Source organism: Pseudomonas crudilactis (assembly GCF_013433315.1).
Taxonomy (GTDB): Bacteria; Pseudomonadota; Gammaproteobacteria; order Pseudomonadales; family Pseudomonadaceae; genus Aquipseudomonas; species Aquipseudomonas crudilactis.
The window spans coordinates 33,143-52,135 of record NZ_WXVV01000026.1; the positions used below are offsets into that span (position 1 = coordinate 33,143).

At 58.0% G+C, this 18,993-nt stretch carries 12 protein-coding genes; 1 reads left to right on the forward strand and 11 read right to left on the reverse strand.

Annotated elements, in window-relative coordinates:
• Positions 1 to 48: 48 nt before the first annotated feature.
• The 9 genes from GTU76_RS24535 to GTU76_RS24575 form a co-directional block, all read right to left on the reverse strand.
• Complete coding sequence (locus GTU76_RS24535) at positions 49 to 1,416, reverse strand: hypothetical protein (RefSeq protein ID WP_180699795.1); 1,368 nt, start codon at positions 1,414 to 1,416, stop codon at positions 49 to 51.
• Between the two features lie 691 nt (positions 1,417 to 2,107).
• Positions 2,108 to 4,027: a hypothetical protein gene (locus GTU76_RS24540; protein ID WP_180699796.1), complete on the reverse strand. Its 1,920-nt coding sequence runs from the start codon at positions 4,025 to 4,027 to the stop codon at positions 2,108 to 2,110.
• 43 nt (positions 4,028 to 4,070) lie between these two features.
• Complete coding sequence (locus tag GTU76_RS24545; protein WP_180699797.1) at positions 4,071 to 5,735, reverse strand: hypothetical protein; 1,665 nt, start codon at positions 5,733 to 5,735, stop codon at positions 4,071 to 4,073.
• Between the two features lie 285 nt (positions 5,736 to 6,020).
• Positions 6,021 to 7,691, reverse strand: coding sequence for a hypothetical protein (locus tag GTU76_RS24550; protein ID WP_180699798.1), 1,671 nt, complete (start codon positions 7,689 to 7,691; stop codon positions 6,021 to 6,023).
• 258 nt (positions 7,692 to 7,949) lie between these two features.
• Positions 7,950 to 9,815 (reverse strand): hypothetical protein, encoded by a 1,866-nt coding sequence (locus GTU76_RS24555; RefSeq protein WP_180699799.1) that lies wholly within the window; start codon positions 9,813 to 9,815, stop codon positions 7,950 to 7,952.
• A gap of 168 nt (positions 9,816 to 9,983) precedes the next feature.
• A complete protein-coding gene (locus GTU76_RS24560) occupies positions 9,984 to 13,517 on the reverse strand; it encodes a calcium-binding protein (RefSeq protein ID WP_180699800.1) in 3,534 nt (1,177 codons plus the stop codon).
• A 228-nt stretch (positions 13,518 to 13,745) separates the two neighbouring features.
• Positions 13,746 to 14,375 (reverse strand): LysE family translocator, encoded by a 630-nt coding sequence (locus GTU76_RS24565; RefSeq protein WP_016982883.1) that lies wholly within the window; start codon positions 14,373 to 14,375, stop codon positions 13,746 to 13,748.
• Positions 14,376 to 14,464: 89 nt separating this feature from the next.
• Positions 14,465 to 15,814 carry an NCS2 family permease gene (locus tag GTU76_RS24570; protein WP_141129337.1) on the reverse strand — a complete coding sequence of 450 codons (1,350 nt, stop codon included), beginning with the start codon at positions 15,812 to 15,814 and terminating at the stop codon, positions 14,465 to 14,467.
• A 290-nt stretch (positions 15,815 to 16,104) separates the two neighbouring features.
• Positions 16,105 to 16,551: a MarR family winged helix-turn-helix transcriptional regulator gene (locus GTU76_RS24575; protein ID WP_026000434.1), complete on the reverse strand. Its 447-nt coding sequence runs from the start codon at positions 16,549 to 16,551 to the stop codon at positions 16,105 to 16,107.
• 82 nt (positions 16,552 to 16,633) lie between these two features.
• On the opposite strand from GTU76_RS24575, the gene GTU76_RS24580 reads away from it, so the two are divergent.
• Positions 16,634 to 17,800: an aminotransferase-like domain-containing protein gene (locus tag GTU76_RS24580; protein WP_180699801.1), complete on the forward strand. Its 1,167-nt coding sequence runs from the start codon at positions 16,634 to 16,636 to the stop codon at positions 17,798 to 17,800.
• A 159-nt stretch (positions 17,801 to 17,959) separates the two neighbouring features.
• On the opposite strand, the gene GTU76_RS24585 is transcribed toward GTU76_RS24580, so the two are convergent.
• Positions 17,960 to 18,331 (reverse strand): glutaredoxin family protein, encoded by a 372-nt coding sequence (locus GTU76_RS24585; RefSeq protein ID WP_095120114.1) that lies wholly within the window; start codon positions 18,329 to 18,331, stop codon positions 17,960 to 17,962.
• A 103-nt stretch (positions 18,332 to 18,434) separates the two neighbouring features.
• On the reverse strand, positions 18,435 to 18,980 hold the full coding sequence (gene folE / locus GTU76_RS24590) for a GTP cyclohydrolase I FolE (RefSeq protein ID WP_010456659.1): 546 nt from the start codon (positions 18,978 to 18,980) through the stop codon (positions 18,435 to 18,437).
• Positions 18,981 to 18,993 lie beyond the last annotated feature (13 nt).

An 18,993-nucleotide genomic window follows, 5' to 3' on the forward strand; every position in this document is an offset into this window, starting at 1 on the left:
GGCTGATGTCAGACTTGGCCAGGCTTAAGGCTTGAACCGAAGCGATCGTTATTTTTGTCGGAAAACAAAAAGACTCGGTTGGCCCGAAGGATCTCTTTCCAGACCGCCTATCAAATATACGACCTTGTCTTCGGCGAGTGCTTTGTTCAACAGTACCTTGTCGGAAGGCTCATGTTTGTTGACCAGTGCTTTGGTTCGCAGCCAGTTCGTGACATCGAAATCCAGGTAGTTGCCCTGCATCAAGGCCGGGAAGCGCAGGATGAATACAAGGTCGACACCTTGCTGCTGAATCATCAATGCATCTTGCTGGGCCGCCGATCCCCGAAAGCTATAGGAAACCTGATAACCCTGTTCCGTCAGAATGCTCTGGAACAGTGTTCGCAGTTTTTTGCTGCGATACTCGTCGTTGATCTTGCGCAAATGCTGAGGCACGCGCTGCAAATCGAAGTCGATACGTTGCAGGCTTTCGGCGAACCCTGACGGTTTGGCAATGTAACTCTCGCCGGGTCGGGAAAGCGCAGGCAGTAACAACAACGGGTCGACCAGATCGTATCGGCTGACTTTTTGATCCCACATGTTTTGCGGCCTGACTGCCCAATACTGGAAGGTTTCAAACAAATCGTTCAGCCCGTAACCATTGAGCGTTTCGGCGTGATTGGCGCGATTGAACATGGCGCGGGCGACGGCACTCGCCGAATGATCTGCCATGTATGGAAAAGTATCGGCCACGTACTGCGCGAGGGGTTTTTTAAATGGAGGGCCAGCGACGACCTCCCATTTGTCGTTGATCGGTATTCCCCATCTTTCCTTCAACTTCACTGCGCCCTTGGGCTGCAACTGCGGGGTGGTGCGTAACATCTGCTCGAAAGCCTCGAAGCCTTCGGCGGCGAACAGTGGGGGTTTGATAAAGACCAGGGCGTCAGTGGCATGTCCCGCCTGCGAAACGATCGGATAGTGTTGTCCGTCGATCTCGATAGAGTCTCCGGTGCTTGGTTTTACGGCGCTTCCCCAGGCATGCCAGTCGCTGGCAGATGACACAGGAGCAGACGGCCCGGTAGCGTCCGGTTCAGCCTCCAGGCGTGGCCGTTTGCTTGGCCCGGCTGTCGGCTCCTCGGCGGCGGGGGCTGGTCGGCGATTGTCCGCTTGCACCGCGCCGCCGACCTTGCGACGCCAGAGCGTTGTTTGCGGTATCTGCTCGACCAGATCGCCGGTTGACCGCTGTCCGGACCACGCCAGTTCAAACTGGCCATCATCGTTGCGGCGCACCATGGCAGTGCCTTCTGCCATGTTGACGTAGGCATTTTTGTGCTTGTCGTAACGGATACCGTTCGTGGTGTCTGGCGCAATGGTCAGCAGCGCCGCCAGGTGCGGGGGCAGAAAGAGTGACGTCTGTGAGGGGGGCGCGGGTGCCAGCACTGGCGGTAACCGGGTTTCAGACGTTGGCGGGCGGGAATACCAGTCGGCCTCGAGACGCCAGCGTGGCTGACCGTCGATTTTTTCAGTAGGGGAGGCGTTACACCCGGAGCGGCGGGCCAGGGAATCTGCAAGTCGCCATCGACGTTGTGTTCGGCGCGGTAATAGCCACCTTCACCAAGATGCGCATAAAGATGATCTTCGGGGCTGAAAAACAAACCGTCCACGGATTCATGCGGTCGCAGCAGATGACTCTGCAAGGCGGGCCAGGAAATCTCCCTGAGTTTCGCATTGAGGTCGGTAGTCACTGGATCGGTTATGTACGTCACTGTTACTTGTGGGCTTGTATCCCTCCCTGAACTTGCGGTGGGAACGTTGTCGAGGAGCGAGGCAAGCAACGGGCCAGGCATAGGGCCAATCATAAGGGCGGGCGAATGGGGCGGCCCCTGATCCTGCACCGGTCGGGTCGTAGAAGTATCAGGCGTTCGATTGCCCATCGGGGGCTTGGGTGGTTTAGTCATTGGCGTATCTCTAAATGATCGATCGTTGAATGTTGTCGGGTCATGGGTTGATTGAATGGGCCGTGCAGTGTTTGTTGCGGGGTGCCTGTAACGGTCGTCCCGCAGGCAACAAATGGCCATCGTCGCCTTGCGACGTTGGGTTATTTCATTGGTTGTACTTGTCCAGGAAAGACTCAGCCCTCCCTGACGATAAACAGCGTTGCCAGACGTTGCGTGCGTTTATCAATGCCACCCAATAGATGGACCAGCCGCTGTTCCTCTCTATAAGTGGCCAATGTTTGCTGTTTTTCACCCATACGGATTTGCAGGTCGGTATCGCTCCAGGCAATACCGGGCGTTGCGTTGCGCTGTATTTGCTGACCGCTGACTGCTGGGAAGGTCAATACAAACAGGCTGTTGATCTTTTCCCGGTGGAACAGCAGCGTGTTTTCACCAGTGCTGAGCGTTGCAGACTCGAGGCGGTAGCCGTTTTTCGTCAGTACGGCGCTGAACAGTTTTCGCAGTTCAGGTGTCGCCGGCAGCACGGCATGATCGATCCAGAGCTGAGCAAATTGCCCCGGATCGAAATCCAGTCGCTGCAAACCTTCACCCAGCGAGGAAGGAAGCGCTGATGACCGTTGGGCCTCATTCAGAGCCGGCAGTTTGCGCAACAGGCAAAGTGGCTCGGCCAGATCCTGTCGCTGCACCTTGTTGTTCGTCCGGTCGGCCCAGAAGCGCAACGTCTGATTCAATACCGCCAGACCGTGGCCGTTGATGATTTCCGATCTGTTGGCCTGGTTGTACATGGCTCGGGCGAGGAAACTGGTCGATTCCTCGGTGAGATATTTGAAATGGGCTGAAATGTATTGCGTCAGCGGCAACTCGAACGGCAAGCGCTGGCCCAGAACGCTCCATCGATCATTGATCTTGACCACCCACCGGGGTTGCAAGGCGGGGTCGGTGACAAGCATGCGCTCGAAATTGTCATACAGATCCGGTGAAAACCGTGGGTGTTTCATATAGGCCATGGGGGTGTCGGCGATTAGGGTCTGAGTCACCACCGGGTAATAAAGGTTGTCGATTTCAACGTGCGTTTCCAGCGGCCAGGGGGTTGTCTTGCCCCAGTCGCGCCATGCCCCGTGAGACAGATCGAGCGTGCCATCGCTGGACGAAATCAGGCTTTGGGCAAGTGCCTGCGTATCGCTGGCACTGTCTGCGTCGTTGCTCATGAACGAGCGTTTACCGGGGCTTGGTGCGGAATCGGTCGGCGTCGCAGGTCGGCGCCTGTCCTGACGTGGATTGTCGTGGCGGGCAGAGGTTTGCGGATTTTTTTGCCGCCAGTAGAGCGTTCCGGGCATCCGTTCCAGAAATACGCCAGAGGGGTGGCGATCTGCGGCGGAGGTTTGCTGATAATCGCCGTCGTCATTTTTCCCCACCATGACCGTGCCTTCGGCGGTATCCACATAGGTTTTTCGATACCGGTCATACCGGATCGCATCGGGTGAGTCTGTTGCTGGAGAAAGCCGGGCCGCCAGATGCGGCGCCAGGTATGTCGGCGTGTGACCGGCAATCGGGCCAGGCGGGGGCGTGAAGGGGGCTGGTCTGCCTGAGTTTTCGACAAGCCAGGCCGGGATCTCGAAACGCCACAATGACTGGTCCCTGATTTTGCTGACGAACGGGCCGGGCACTCCGGGGGCAAAATCGAAGGGAATCTGATAGCGACCGTCGGATTGGCGCTCGACCAGCAAATGGCCTTCGTTCTCGACAGCGGCATAAATCCTGCCATCGACGCTGATGGACAGGCCGCTGTCGATATCCAGAGGAATCAACAAATGCAGGTGTTCAGCGGGCCAGGTGAGCGAGCGCAACGCAGTATTGGGTGACAATGGACGGTGGGCAGGCAGTTCGCTGACCAGCACCGATGGTGGGGGTGTCAATTCGCCGGTCGGCACATGGGGTGTGAGGTCAGCCATGCGCTGTTCACCCACCCGTGCGGTGTCGATAGCCGCGCCAGGGGCGGGACTGATATCAGCCGACTCCGCCGCCGGTGAACGGGGCCCCGTGGTGGAATCGGCTACGGCGGTACCCGGGATTTTTTTTGGTGGTTTGGCCATGCAGGTCATTCTCGATGGGGTTGGTTGGGGATGGACATGGCGCTCAACCTTCTCTGACGATGAACAGCAGCGTCTGCTGCGCAGAGACGGTTTGCGTGCCGCCGACCAGGTAAATGACCTTGTCGGGTTCGAGCATTTGCCGCCATCTGGATCGCGCCAGGCGGGCCCTGAGTGTCGGCGCCAGCAGTTCATCGCCAGGATCGCTCCTGCGATTCACCCTCCCGTCCGGGGTGCTTGGACGCAGACGCAAGACGAACACCACGTCCAGAGTGCTGCGCTGAAACAGCAAGGCATCCTCGCTGAACAGTCGACTGGTGCGATCCACGGCATAACCGTTGTCCTGCAGAAGCTCGCTGAATAACGCGCGCAGGCTGGAGCCGGGGGCGTGCACGGCCTCACGCCATCGTTGTTCGAACATCCGGGTATCAAAGTCGATGCGTTCCAGACCCGTGGCAAAGGGCGAGGGCAGCAACAGTGTCTGTCCATTCAGATGGGCGGAGGGTTGGGTGGGCAACACGGGAAGCATCATCAGCGGGTCAGCGAGCTCGCGTCTGGAGGCGAGGGCAAGGGTTCGGTTTTCCCAGTGATAGAAGGTGTCGAACAACGCGCGCAGTCCATCACCGTTGATGACTTCGCTGTGGTTGACCTCGTTGAACGCTGCTCGGGCGATGGCGCTCAAGGAGTGGTCGGCCAGGTACCGGAAAGAGGTGGCTACAGACTCAGTCAGCGATTTTTCGAATGACGGGAGTTCCACCACTGTCCATTGGTCATCTTTCCTGATGGCCCACTTCGGTTGCAGTGATGGATTGTTCTTGAGCATCTGCTCGAACGCGTCGTATCGACCCGGACTGAACAGCGGGTGTTGAAGGAAGACCAGGGTAGTGTCAGGCAGTACGCGTTGCGGCACGATCACGTAGTGCTGACCGTCTATTTCTATGGAGTCATGCCATTCGGGTTTGAGGGTCATCCCCCAGTGCCGCCATTCCCCGGCAGACGTGGCCGGTGCCAGCGGTCGGGCATCAGCTGTCGTCCCGGATATTGACCCTGTGTCGTCTGGTGTTTGCTCCTCTGCCAGGCGGGGACGTTTGCCGGGTGCGGGCGAACTTTCGTCGGCCTCGCTCGCAGGCCGTTTGTGCGCGGGGTGCGGTAAATCATGCTGCGATGATGATTGCGGCGCTTTTATCCGCCACTGTCCGCTGCCCGGTATCTGTTCAACGTCTGCGCCGAGCCAGTTTCGTTCGTGGGCGGAAGCCTGCCGGTAGTGCCCCTCGGGTTGCCGACGCACCAGACAGAGCGTGCCGTCTTCCATCTCGACATAGGTCGCTCCGCGTTTGTCGTGACGGAGGCCGTCCGGGCCGGCCGCGGTATTTCTTGTTCGCCAGTTGGCCTGGTCGGCCGTGAGGTGACTGGGCAATTCGCCGCCTGATGCGCCTGCCCTCGCACGATCTGCCTCGGGGGAGAGCACCGCTCGATCAACCGAATCGGGCCTCCACAAGGGCTGGCCGTCGATCTGTTGCAGAAACGGGCCGGGCTCCCCCAGAGACGCAGGCCAGAAAACTCGATAACGCCCGTTCGTTTGACGCTCGACTTGCAGGTAACCCTCGCCGATGACCTGCGCATACGTGCCGCCCTGCGGGCTGTGAAACAGGCCATTGTCGATCGCGCGCAACATATGAGCATTGGCAGCGGGCCAGGTAATGGAATTCATATTGCTCTCCAGCAACCTGGCAATCGATTCAGGCGATGCGTTGACCACTACCGATGGCAGGCGCCCGGTCGCGTCTGGTGCAACATCCGCCGACGGTTCTGGGGTGCGGACAGCGTTGCCTGCCGCGAGATCGGGAGTGTCGGTGCCGGAACGGGGGCCCGAGGACTGATTCGATCCCGGTCTCGGCGGGGTCGACAAGGCGTCGGACGGCGTGGTCAGTGGAATTGGCTTGGGTGGCTTCACCATCCTTGGTGCTCCATTGGGTTATTGGGTTACGAACGGCTTTCAGCCTTCTCTGACGATGAAGAAACTCTTTTTGCTCGGCCCGGTTGGTTGCACGCCGCCCACCAGATAGATGACCTGTTTCTGGGCCAGGTGAATGTTCAATTCGCGCTGGGCCGCGGGGGTCAGCCTTGCCTGAAACGCGGAACCGGAGATTTCGCTGCCTGGTAACGTGGGGCGAGGAATCGAGTGACCGGTGATGCGCGGCAGTTTCAACACGAACACCGCAGCGACGCCTTCGCGGTGAAAGATCAATGCTCCTTCCTGCAATGCGCGCGAGGACGGATGGAGCGTGTAGCCGTTGTTGCGCAGAAGCGTGCCGAACACGTTGCGCAGATTGGCAGGGGTGGGTGCTGCTGCGTATTCGGCCCATTCACCGGGAAACTTCTGTGGATCGAAATCGATCCGCTGAAACCTATGCGCGTTGGACGGGGGCAAGGAAAGGAGGCCGCCGGGATACAGTGGGTCGGGCTGTACCGACAGTCTGGGCAACAGCATCAACGGGTCGAGAAGGCCGCGTGTGGTCGGCGCTTCGTTGTTGATGCGGTCGTGCCAGTGCCGAAAGGTCAACACCATCATCGACAACGCATGGTTGTCGAGGGCTTTGGATTGTCTGCTGTGATCGAATACCCCGCGTGCGAGGGCGCGCTCGGTATGTTCCGACAAATATTTGAAGGCACTGGAGACGTATTGCGCCATTGGCATTTCGAACGGCAAATGGTTTTCCACGACGTGCCATTGGCCGTCGCGCTGGATTGCCCACTTCGGTTGATGTGAAGGCTCATTGATCAGTACGTGTTCAAAACCGTCGTAGCCCTCGGGCGAAAATCGCGGATGTTGTACGTAAACCAGGCCGGTGTGCGGTTGACCGCCAGTGGAGACAATCGAGAAGTGGGCGCCGTCTATTTCTATCGAGTCGCCCTGTTCCGGTTTGCTGGTTTTCCCCCAGTTTTTCCATTGGCCAGCAGACAGATCCAAAACATTCGGCTGTCGCGAAATCAACGACTCCATCAATGCGTCTGCCCGAGCGGTGTCGGCCTGTTCATGACGCGGCCGTTTGCTCGGCCCCGCCGTTTCAGCAGGCGGGAGCTCTGGATCTGCCTGCGGACGTTTTGCCGTCGTGGATGTCGGCTCTACTCGCCGCCAGAGTTTGCTTGTGGGAATCAGTTCAACCTCAGCGCCAAGCCAGTTTCGGTCATGGGCCGAGGCTTGCCGGTAATGCCCCTCGGGTTGTCTGCGCACCAGCCAGAGACTGCCGTCCTCCATATTGATATACGACGCACCACGTTTGTCGTGACGAAAACCTTCCGGCGTGTGCGGGGTATTCAGCAGCAGTGCCGCCAGCTCAGGTGCAATGTTGATGTTGCCGGCCCCCTCCACAGCACCTGCGTGCGGCGGCGTCGAGTCTGCTGCTCCCGGCGCCGCTTGCGTGGGTTGGACGTGTGAGTGGGGCAGCGGGTCGGGCAGGGCGTTGACGATGACGCTTGGGCGCTGGCCGGGCACATCGGAGACGATCATCGCTGAGGATGAACCCGGCGTCGGACTCCCGCCTGCCGTGTCGGCGATGGAAAGCCCGGTGCCTGCGCGCGTATCCGCCGGGGTGTCTGGCCTCGGCGGAGGCAGTGATGTATCGGCTGACGTTGAAGCCGGAATTTTCTTGGGTGGCTTAGCCATTGAAGTGCTCCGATAAAGCGGCATCCGAGGCTCTGCAGCGGACGCGCCAAAATGATCAGGCGAACTTGCGCCGCAACGATTCTGAAATCGCGCGGCGGGTTTCAAGAGCACTTATGTTCGGCAATCGGCAGTCGTGGCGTGCGGTATATACGTCTTGCTTTGTGGCCAGATGATGCAAGGCATTTCAGTGATATCGAAGAGTATCCGTGGCCGCTTGGGAACCCTCGAGGCGCGAGACACAGGGGTTCCCGGCGGGCTTCAACGCTCTCTGAGAATGAACACCGAATCGGCGGCCGACTCGGTCTTCAGCACGCCGCCGATCAACCACACCAGATTCTTTTGTGCCTCGGCGCTCGTCAGCGCGAGGTGCGCGGCACTGCCGATGCGTGCGGGCAGATCCGGATCGGCCAACTCGGTACCCGGCAGGGTGTTATGCACCACCAGTTCATGGTTGAGCACCCCCAGTTTCAGGAAAAATACCGTCTCCTGATCTGCGCGTTTGAAGACCAGCGCCGGTCTGCGGTGATCGTGCGTCAGCGGGAAAACGTCATAGCCACTGCGGATCAGCAGGGCGCCGACCAGACGCCGCAGGTTGTAGTCAGAAGGGTCAGCCGAGTAGTGCCGCCATTCGAACGCGAAATGCTGCGGATCGAAGGTGAGCCTGTGCAGTTCACCCTCGACCTGCGGCAGCAGTTTGATGACTTTCCTGCCCGCGATTTCGCTGGTGGAAGTGACGGGCAACAGGTTGAGCGGGTCGGCATAGGCAGGCACCGTGGGGAAGGGCTTGTGGTTCCACTGATGCAACACGGCCTGTATGTTCATCAGTCCGGTGGCCGTGATGGCTGGTGGGTAATCCGACAGTTCGAACAGTCTTCTGGCGACGGCCCGTGAAGTGAACGCGGAAAAATCCACGAAGGTCTCGGCGACGGATTGCGACAACGGCTTCTCGAAGAAGCGTTTGCCCGGTCGCGCCTCGCCCGGCTCATACCCGATGCGAAAGGTTGCAACCGGCTGCAAGTCAGGTGCGTCGCGCAACATCTGTTCAAAGGCATCGAAATACGCCGGTGCAAACTCCGGGTGCTGCAGGAAGTACACCTTGGGAACCCGGTTGGGCGCCGTGCCGGTTGGCACGATCGAGTAATGAAGCCAGCCCAATTGCACCGACTCTCCCGATGACGGTGGGTTCAAATGGCCCCACGACAACCAGAAATATGGTGTTTGATCCGCGTCAGCGGAGGTTGGCTGTTGCGGAACCGCGCCTGCGTCGAGCCGTGGTCGCTTGCCTGGGCCAGGCTGGGCAGCGTCTGACCCGGCAGTGGGACGCAGGCCTGATGGCGCGGGGGTCTGTTCAATCGGACTGACCGCGACTTTCCGGCGCCAGAGTTTCGTGCCCGGAATCATTTCCACCTCGGCACCGGAGGACGATCGTTCGCTGGCGGATATTTCCTGGTAGTGCCCGTCGCGGCGCTTGCCCACCAGAACCATCCCCCCTTCCATTTCGACGTAGGCTTTATTGTGCTTGTCGTAACGGATTCCGTCCGTCGAAAGTGCCGGCTCCAGCAGAGCAGTCAATTGAGGGGCAAGGTAGGCGGGTGAGCGTGAGCTTGGGGGATACTCGGCCGAGATCGGTGGTGATTGCCAGCCTGGGCGCTCGATACGCCAGCGTGGCTGGCCGTCGATTTTCGCCAGGACCGGCCCGGGAACCCCGGGCGCGAAGGAAAGAGGTACGTGGTAGATCCCCTGTGCGTTCTGCTCGACCTGAAAGCGGCCTTCCGTACCTATTTCTGCGTATATGCGCAAATCCGGCCCCTCAAACAGTCCGCTATCCGCGGCTCCGAAAGGCGCCAGTTCCGCATAGCGACTGCGCGGCCAGGCGATTTCGTTCCTCGCCGATTCGACGGCCGGTTGCGGCATGTCGCTCACGATCACGGCGGGTCGACTCAGATCAGCATCAACCTGCACATTCGGTAAATGCGCGAGGGGCGTCGGATCGCCAGGCAGTCGCACGGTGGAAGGGCCGGCTGCCTGAAGACGATTTGTGAGAGGCTCTGCCTCGGGTAGTCGTGTGGTGGCGGGTGTATCGGTACTGGCGGAACCAGCGACTTTCTTTGGGGGCTTGGCCATGAACAACATCCTGTTGATAGGCGTTTCTGAATAAGGAAATGATCTGTTTGCATTCGCCGGACGCACGCGCTGCCAGCCCCGATGAGTCGGGCCTGGGAAGGTTTCGAGGCGTCAGTGATCGTTCTTGCGGATGATGCAGATTTGTCGGGCGTTACCCGGCACGGAGGCTCACGCCGCCGGAACCTCGATCAATGGAGGTGCCGGGGTTAACAGGCTTGGTCGTTGATGCGTGCAATATCTGAAAACCTGCAGTTGCGAGTAATCGATGACTCGGCGCTTGTCGCTGTCCAGAATCCATCGCCGCATCGGCAAGCTGTAACTCAGTGTCCCGGGCTCATTGTCGGCCAGGGCGATGTACCTGACTTTCAACACTTTGTCGGCGACCGATGCGAATTCGTCCGGCAACGCCGCCGTCGCATCGGGCTCTTCAAAGAACCGCGCGTCCAGTCCATCCTGATACACCCAGTCAAAGGAGAGGTCGACGGTGTGGACGATGCCCTTTTCGGTGATCACACGCACCTGGTCGATGAGGTCTTCGCTGTCGTAAGTCGGCAGGTGAATAACGCAGGTGCCGATTCGCAACTGGTTGTTTTCGAGGGTGATGTCGACTTTGCCGAGCTCCGTGGCGTCCAGGTCCCAGGTGGATGCAAATGGCAGGCGCAGGCTGGAGCTGGCAAGGGCGCCCGGCGTACACAGACGGATATGCATGTTGGCGGCAAGGTGAACCAGGTATGTCGAGCCCTGGCCTTCCAGTGTGTCCAGCCCGGGCTGGAGCGCATAAGCGTAGAGCTTGGCGCATCCGGCATTGGCCTTCAGTTGGTACGGCTCATTCTGCGTCAGGTCGTAGGCGTAGTCGCCGGGCAGCAGTTGCAGCGGGAGTGAAATCGGAGTGGTCCATTCGGTGAAGGCATACACGGCAAATTTTGCATCAGCGGGTTGTGCCTCGGTTTCCGGAGTCAGGCGTAAATTCGCTGCGACGCCATCCTTGAAGACCAGTGTCACTTTATGATCGAGATAAGTGTCCATGGCTCTCAGGATCTTCAGCAGATTCATCGGGTCCATGCCGCCACGCTTGGTCGAGTAGCCTTTGATGAGTAACGATTTATCTGCAAAGTGGCACGACAGATCACACCCCACCACCAGGTCGCCATTGGCGTCGGATATTCTGGCGCCGAAGCGGGCCTCGACTTTGCTTAGTTCTGCGCTTGAATAGTCCACAAACAGACGGGTTACCGCATTGCGTTTTTTCGCTAGATAAAGCGTGGTCAGGTCATGGGTTTTCGGGATGAACAAGTCCAGCGGTCTGTCGTCTTTGATGATATGTGTATCGGCGTTAAGAATAATCGGGCCTTGTCGTCTCCCGACTTTGCTAATCACTGCCTGTACATCAATGTTCTTGTTGTGTTCGATGGTTTCCGGCAAGTCCGGCACCAGGTGAAAGTCATCCTTGGTGATAAACGTCAGCTGATTGTTTTTCAGCGTGAGTCTGCTATCCACTTGCTGATAAATGTCATGGACGGAAACAACATTCCTGGGCATCTCATAAAAGTCGAATCGTGATGTGATTACCAGGCTGTTTTCTTTGATGGCCCAGCTTTCAATCTGATCCGCTCGCCAGTTCAGCGCAATAACGCTGGCCTGTTCACCGTCCTCGAAGATGGCCAGATCGCCAGGGACGTGGGCAATGATGTAAGTATCCATTCCCGCGTTTCCGTGTGCAGAGGCACCGGTGTGAGACAGGACTATCTGGTCATCGCCACCGCCTGCGGTGATCGTGTCCCTGCCTTGGGATCGGATGATATTGGCGCCGTCCGTACCGTTGACGGTTGACGTGGCGCCAGGCACGGTCTCAATGTTTTCAATACTTTCGAGCAAACTATGGAAGGTATGTTTTTTCCCGTCCTCTGCTTCACTGTCTGTCACGCTGACATGCAACGTACCGTATTGCAGGTCGACGTCATAACCGGAGCCTTCGGGCAATCTTGAGATGTAGTTGCCTTCCAGCACCAGCGTATCGTTGCCAGAGCCGCCCCTGATCTTCGAATACCCGGGCACGTCGGCGCCCGTCTCGATCAGCTTCCCGGCCGCTTCGAAGACAAACCGGTCATCCTTTTCGCCTCCCGTGAGATCTTTTTTCCCCGCGCCGTAATGAACCGTGTTGGGTTTTTCCTTCACTCCTTTGATCACGTCTTTACCGTCGCCGATGAACCAGATGACGCCTTTGTGCGCTGCGGCGGTTCCCAGTTCTGCGCCGGGAGTATCAGATGTGACGCCGTCTCGGGCATCGATCGTGTCATCCCTGCCTTTGATTTTTGGCACATCGACCGTTTCCCAATTGTCCTGCTTGGTCCACCAGTTTCTGATTAGCCTGCGGCTCGGCTCGAGTTCTACTTCGAATGCACCGTTGACGACAGCTTCGAGCTTTTTCTCCCAGGTCCCATCGAGCAATCTTCGGGCGGTCCGTTTTAATTGCCGGCTATGTTCAACCGTGGCTTTGGCTATGGAATAGCGGTCCTGGACATCTTTGTCGGGACTCTTTCCCACGAACGAAAACCAGCCTGTACGCCAGCGCTCCTCGTCGGTGAGTTCGATGTAATCATCAATGTCATCGACGATCCGTACAGCGCCATAAATCTGTGAGCCGACGGCAAGCAACGCACCCGCGAGAAGGCCGACCGGCCCGGCGAATGAAAAACCGGCCAGTGCGGCCAGGCCGAGAATCACTGTCATGCCGGCACTGGCGATACTCAAACCAGCGCTGACGTAATGGTCTATGGCCTCTTTGCCTTTTGCATTGTCGGCAGCATTGAATGACCTGACGGCGGTATAGATATCGAAAGGCAGCGTCAGGGCGCCACCGACCAGGCCTCCGGAGCGGCTCAACCTGATCGCAAATCGGGTTTTGACAAAGTCGGTGTAGGCACTGTGTCCGGCTTTGAGCATCTGCGTCGCGGACCGGGTCACGGCGATATCAACGGCAATGGAACCCAGCTCGGAGGCGAGGCCGGTGGTGTTGATCACGATCTCGTCGGTATTGTTGGTTCTTATCCCGTCATAAATTCCGCGCAAGCCCATGTAAATTCCAAACCCCTGAATACCGAGGCTCGAACCCAGCGTCGTCGTACTTTTGGCGATATTGACCCAGCGATGTGTTTTTCGGGGTAATTGCGCGTGTCTGAGATCGAGTCTCTGTGCCGCATTCAAGAGTTTCTGCAGTTTGCCGCGATAGCCGTCCGCATCGATCTCCTCGCCAACTGCTTCTTTCATTACAGGAGGCGCCGTCAGTGGACGTCGGCTGGCAACTTCGAATAGCAGCGACGGTAATAGATAACTGTCTGTACCCGCCGATTGCCGCATCTGCAGTTCGACATTGGCCGGGTTGAACTGTAACGAGTTGATGAAAGAGCGCTTCGGTGTGCGGAAAAAAGTGTTTCGACCGTTCAAGGACTGACCGTCGATCGTGGCGCCCAATATATCGAGGGAAACGCGGGTCACCGACAGCGAACCAATCTCGATCGGACCGAACAAGTCATCGACCATTTTCAGTTGAGCGGTCTTTGCAGGGTTTTTAGGCAGCGCTGAATTGTCCGACTGACTGTTCAAATCCAGAGTCGAAGTTGTTTTTTCATTGGTATGAATATCGATGTCGTTAATGACGACGGTGTCATGGTGTATGACGGAGTCTTGAATCAATGTGGCCATTTGAACATCCTTGTTCAGGGCAATTTGTTGTACGGAATAGGCGCGATGTTATGAGCAAATCCTTGTTGCTGTACATCGATGGGGTATTGCGATGTATTACGATTGGGCGCTAGTCAGGCCGGGCAATTAATGCCGCTACGTCATACCGGGGATGAGAAACCACCCTGCATATTTAAATGCTCAGGGTGGTTGTCATTGGCGGTTGTTCAATGCACGGGTTTATTTCAATCAATGGCTGCTGAGCAAAGACGCGGCGCCTGCTCCACCAAACAACCCGGCGCTGATCCGGTTGAACCAACTTTGTCCCTTGCCGCTACGCAAGTAGCGCGCTGCGCCATGGGCGCCAAGGCCGTATGCCAGCTTGCACAGCAGATCCAGCACGGTCCAGGTAGCGATCATGACCAGTAACTGCGGCAGGAATGGTTGCTCGGCGTTGAGAAATTGGGGCAGGAAGGCGGCGAAGAACAGGATGTCTTTCGGATTGCTCGCACCCAGCACGAAGGCGCGCCCGAACAGTGCGCGGAAGCGTGGCACGGCCGCTGTTTGCGGGACTTCGGCACCTGTCGATGGCTGGCGCGATTGCTGCCAGCTCTGCCAGGCGAGGTAGAACAAGTAAAGGGCGCCGACAATTTTAAGGGCGCTGAACAGCTGTTCCGATGCCAGCAGCAGCGCGCCCAGGCCCAGCGCCGAGGCACTGAGCAAACAGATCGATGCTGTTACCCCGCCAAGAAATGCCGGGTAAGAACGGCGCAAACCGTAATTCAGACTGTTGCTGATCATCAGCAGTGACAGTGGCCCGGGAATGAGGATCACCACCAATGCAGCGCCGCTGAACAGCAGCCAGGTTTCCAGACTCATCACTTTCCTCCTTTTTTGTTGGTATCGAGAATGTGCAAAAGCCCCACCCGCGAGGGTGAGGCCGTTTTGAAGCTTGAACCGCGCGCCGCTTACAAGAAGATGAACTTGGCGATGAAAATCGCGCAGAGCACCCACAGGCTGACGGAAATTTCCTTGTACTTGCCGGTACCGGCCTTCAACGCCACATAGGTGATGAAGCCCAGCGCGATGCCGTCGGCGACCGAGAAGGTCAGTGGCATCATGATCGCGGTGACGATGGCCGGGATGGCGTCAGTGGCTTCGTCCCATTCGATGTGGGCCATGCCGCCCATCATCAGCATCGCCACGTAGATCAGTGCACCGGCGGTGGCGTAAGCGGGAATCATGCCGGCCAGCGGTGCGAAAAACATTGCCGCTATAAATAGCACACCTACGGTGACTGCGGTAAGACCAGTCCGACCACCAGCGGCTACGCCGGCAGCACTTTCTACGTAGCTGGTGACAGGTGGAACACCGACCACGGCGCCGAATACGCTGGACGCACTGTCGGCTTTCATCGCCCGGGAGAGGTTTTCGATACGGCCGTCAGCGTTGACCAGATTGGCGCGCTGGGCGACGCCCATCAGGGTGCCGGCGGTGTCGAACATGTGCACAAAGAGGAAGGCCAGGACCACGCTGATCATGCTGACGTTGAACACGCCGGCAACATTCATGGCCATGAACGTCGGGGCCAGGCTCGGCGGAGTCGACATGATCCCTTCGTAATGCACGATACCCAGGCCCCAACCGGCCAGGGTTACGGTGATGATGCTGATGAGGATCGCACCGAACACTTTGTGATAGCTGAGGATCGCGATCATCAGAAAGCAGATGGCCGCGAGCAGCGGACCAGGTTCACGCAGGGAGCCGAGTTTGATCAGGGTCGCCGGACTATCGACGACGATACCGGCGGTTTTCAGACCGATCAGGCCAAGGAACAGACCGACACCGGCACCCATCGCAAAGCGCAGGCTGACCGGAATGCTGTTGAGCAGCCACTCACGAATCCGCGAGAAAGTCAGGATCATGAACAGCACACCGGAGACGAATACCGCACCCAACGCAGTTTCCCAGTTGTAGCCCATGGTACCGACCACGGTGTAAGTGAAGAACGCGTTGAGGCCCATGCCCGGCGCCAGTCCCACCGGCCAGTTGGCGTACAGGCCCATCAACAGGCAGCCCAGTGCAGCGGCGATACAGGTGGCGACGAAGGCTGCACCGTGGTCAATCCCGGCATCGGCCATGATGTTCGGGTTGACGAAGATGATGTAAGCCATGGTGATGAAGGTTGTCAGACCGGCAATCAACTCGGTCTTCACCGTGGTGCCATGCAAGCTGAGTTTAAACAGACGTTCCAGCAGGCCACTGCGTAATGGTGGCGAGAGGTCCAGCGTCGATGCTTCGGATTTGCGGCTTTCCACAGCGAGTACTCCTCAAGAGTTTTATTGTTATTTCCAGGGCCGGACCCATGAGGGGTGGCAGCGACCCTTTGAGGCATACGCGAATTTGTTGACCATGCGGTCAGGAACTCGCACGCTGTGGATTATGCTTTTGTGTACAAATAAAGCAAATATTGTTTTTGGTTTTGTTTACGAAAGTTCCGTCGATAGGGATATATCGCCTATGCGGGTCTCTTCGCGAGCAAGCTCGCTCCCACAGGGAAATGCTCTTTAATCTGGGAGCGAGCTTGCTCGCGAAGAGGGCGCACCTGTCAGTCGAGATGTGTCTGACTGTTCCCCAACGCCAGATTCACCGCCAACCAGCCATTCACCGCCGCCTCGCCAGCCTCGGCAAAAACCCGCTCCAGCAACTTCACCTGCTCACGCCGCAAGGCCTGTTCAAATTTCGCCCCCTCGGCCGTCAACTCCAGCAGCCGCTTACGCTTGTCGGCCTCGGACGCCACGCTGTCCACCAGATGCATCTCCTGCAACTGCCGCAACGGCATGTTCAACGCCTGTTTGCTCACGCCGAGTAATCCCAGCAATTCCTTCACGCTCAAATTCGGATACCTCGCGATGAAAAACACAATCCGCTGATGCACCCGCGACAGGCCACGCCGTTCGAGCATTTCATCAGCCTTGGCGGTGAAAGCCTGATAACCGAAGAAAAACGCTTCCATCGCCTGTTGTTGGCTTGCAGGGTTTTTAAGGTCAAGCATGTTGACGTACTCGCTCAAGCTGTCGTAATTTCAGTCAACCAGTTTGACTCATTTTTCGCACCCCTTGCTACCGGTGACCGCCATGGCTTTTTCCGAACGTGTCTCGCGCCTTAAAAGTTCTTTGATCCGTGAAATCCTTGCCGCTGCCCAGCGCCCGGAGGTGATGTCGTTCGCTGGCGGCTTGCCCGCCGAAGCCATGCTGCCGAAAGTCGAATGGGCTGAAATGCCGCTGTCGCTTGGACAGTACGGCATGAGCGAAGGCGAGCCGGCATTGCGCGAAGCGTTGGCAGCGGAGGCGAGGGCGCTTGGCCTGGAGTGCACGGCAAGTCAGGTATTGGTGGTCAGCGGCTCCCAGCAAACCCTCGATCTGGCTGCCAAGCTGTACATCGACAAAGGCACGGAAATTTTGCTGGAGGCGCCGACCTATCTCGCCGCGCTGCAAATATTCCAACTGTTCGGCGCCGATTGCCTGACCGTGGCACAGGAGTCCGACGGCCCGAACCTGGCGCAACTGCGCGAGCGTCTGGAGCAGCATCGTCCGGCTTTCATCTACTTGATCCCGACCTTTCAGAATCCGTCCGCCGTGCGCTACAGCGAAGCCAAGCGCGCCGCCGTTGCGGCATTGCTCGATGAATTCGGCGTCACGCTGATCGAAGACGAGCCCTACCGTGAATTGACTTTCGATGGCGGCAGCGCCAAACCGATTGCCGGACGCCTGCAGAAATCCAGCTGGATCTACACCGGCACCGTGTCGAAAACCTTGCTGCCGGGATTGCGTGTCGGCTACCTGATTGCCAGTCCCGATCTGTTTCCGCACTTGCTCAAACTCAAGCAATCGGCGGATCTGCACACTAATCGCATCGGCCAATGGCAGGCGTTGCAGTGGATTGGTACTGAAAAGTATCAGCAGCATTTGAGTGAGTTGCGCGGCTTCTATCGGCAGCGGCGCGACGCTTTTCAAACAGCATTGGAAAGGCATTTTGCCGATCTGGCCGAGTGGAACATGCCACAGGGTGGGCTGTTTTTCTGGCTGACGTTGAAGCAACCGCTGGATACGCGAACGTTGCTTAACGAGGCGTTGGCCAATGATGTGGCGTTTATGCCGGGGGAGCCGTTCTTTCCGGATCCGGATAAGCATCACGGGCATTTGCGCCTGAATTTCAGCCATATCGATCCGGCGAGGCTGGATGAAGGGTTGAAGCGACTGGCGGCGGTGGTGCGCCAGGCGCAGCTGGATAAAGCGGCCTGAAAACAAATAAACCGGCTCGAGGGCCGGTTTATTTTTGACTGGGATTTTTGGTGCCTGGAATGGCCTCATCGCGAGCAGGCTCACTCCTACAAGGGAACGCATTCCAAGTGTAGGAGTGAGCCTGCTCGCGAAGGGGCCATCAGCCCCAATACAGAAACATCAGACCGCAGCAAACCGCTTATCCAGATAATCAATAATCACCTTGGACTCATACATCCAGGTTGTCTGGCCATTCTCTTCAATGCGCAGGCAAGGCACCTTGATTCGGCCACCCTGTTCCAGCAGGGCCTGACGATCCTGCTCGTTGTTCTTCGCATCCTTCAGCGCCACCGGCACATTCAAACGACGCAGAGTACGGCGAGTTTTCACGCAGAACGGGCAAGCATGGAACTGATACAGGGTCAGGCCTTGCGCGGCGGCATTGACCTGGGCCTGAGTTTCGGCAGGGCGCTGTTTCTTGCCCGGACGGGTGATGAAGTCGATGAAGATAACCAGTTGGCCGAGGCCGACACGAAGCGCTTTGACGAACACGTTGAAGCCTCACGGTGCAGATTGAGAAAGGCGCGCAGCTTACCCGATTTTTCACGGACGAAAAAAAACCGGCGATGAATGCCGGTTTTCTTCGTGCTGCAAATTACTTGATGAGGCTGAGAAACTCGCTGCGGGTCGCTGCGTTTTCACGGAACTCACCGAGCATCACCGAGGTGATCATCGACGAATTCTGTTTCTCGACACCGCGCATCATCATGCACATGTGCTTGGCCTCGATCACCACGGCAACGCCCAGCGCGCCGGTGACTTGTTGCACAGCATCGGCGATCTGACGGCTGAGGTTTTCCTGAATCTGCAGGCGGCGGGCGTACATATCAACGATCCGCGCGACCTTCGACAGGCCCAGCACTTTGCCGCTCGGGATGTACGCAACGTGCGCCTTGCCGATGAACGGCAGCAGGTGGTGCTCGCACAACGAGTACAACTCGATGTCCTTGACCAGCACCATTTCGCTGTTGTCGGAGCTGAACAGGGCACCGTTGGTGACCTCTTCGAGCGTCTGTTCATAACCGCGGCAGAGGTACTGCATGGCTTTGGCGGCACGCTTTGGCGTGTCGAGCAGGCCCTCGCGGGACACGTCCTCGCCCAATTGGCCGAGAATCGCGGTGTAGTTCTGTTCCAGTGTCACAGGGGCTGATTCC

What these genes read in the sequence shown, in the direction of transcription:
- GTU76_RS24575 (WP_026000434.1), bottom strand. Translation starts at nt 16,551, where the DNA reads ATGCTTGACCTTAAAAACCCTGCAAGCCAACAACAGGCGATGGAAGCG.
- GTU76_RS24555 (WP_180699799.1), bottom strand. Translation starts at nt 9,815, where the DNA reads ATGGCCAAGCCCCCAAAGAAAGTCGCTGGTTCCGCCAGTACCGATACA.
- GTU76_RS24545 (WP_180699797.1), bottom strand. Translation starts at nt 5,735, where the DNA reads ATGAATTCCATTACCTGGCCCGCTGCCAATGCTCATATGTTGCGCGCG.
- GTU76_RS24580 (WP_180699801.1), top strand. Translation starts at nt 16,634, where the DNA reads ATGGCTTTTTCCGAACGTGTCTCGCGCCTTAAAAGTTCTTTGATCCGT.
- GTU76_RS24540 (WP_180699796.1), bottom strand. Translation starts at nt 4,027, where the DNA reads ATGGCCAAACCACCAAAAAAAATCCCGGGTACCGCCGTAGCCGATTCC.
- GTU76_RS24565 (WP_016982883.1), bottom strand. Translation starts at nt 14,375, where the DNA reads ATGAGTCTGGAAACCTGGCTGCTGTTCAGCGGCGCTGCATTGGTGGTG.
- GTU76_RS24560 (WP_180699800.1), bottom strand. Translation starts at nt 13,517, where the DNA reads ATGGCCACATTGATTCAAGACTCCGTCATACACCATGACACCGTCGTC.
- GTU76_RS24550 (WP_180699798.1), bottom strand. Translation starts at nt 7,691, where the DNA reads ATGGCTAAGCCACCCAAGAAAATTCCGGCTTCAACGTCAGCCGATACA.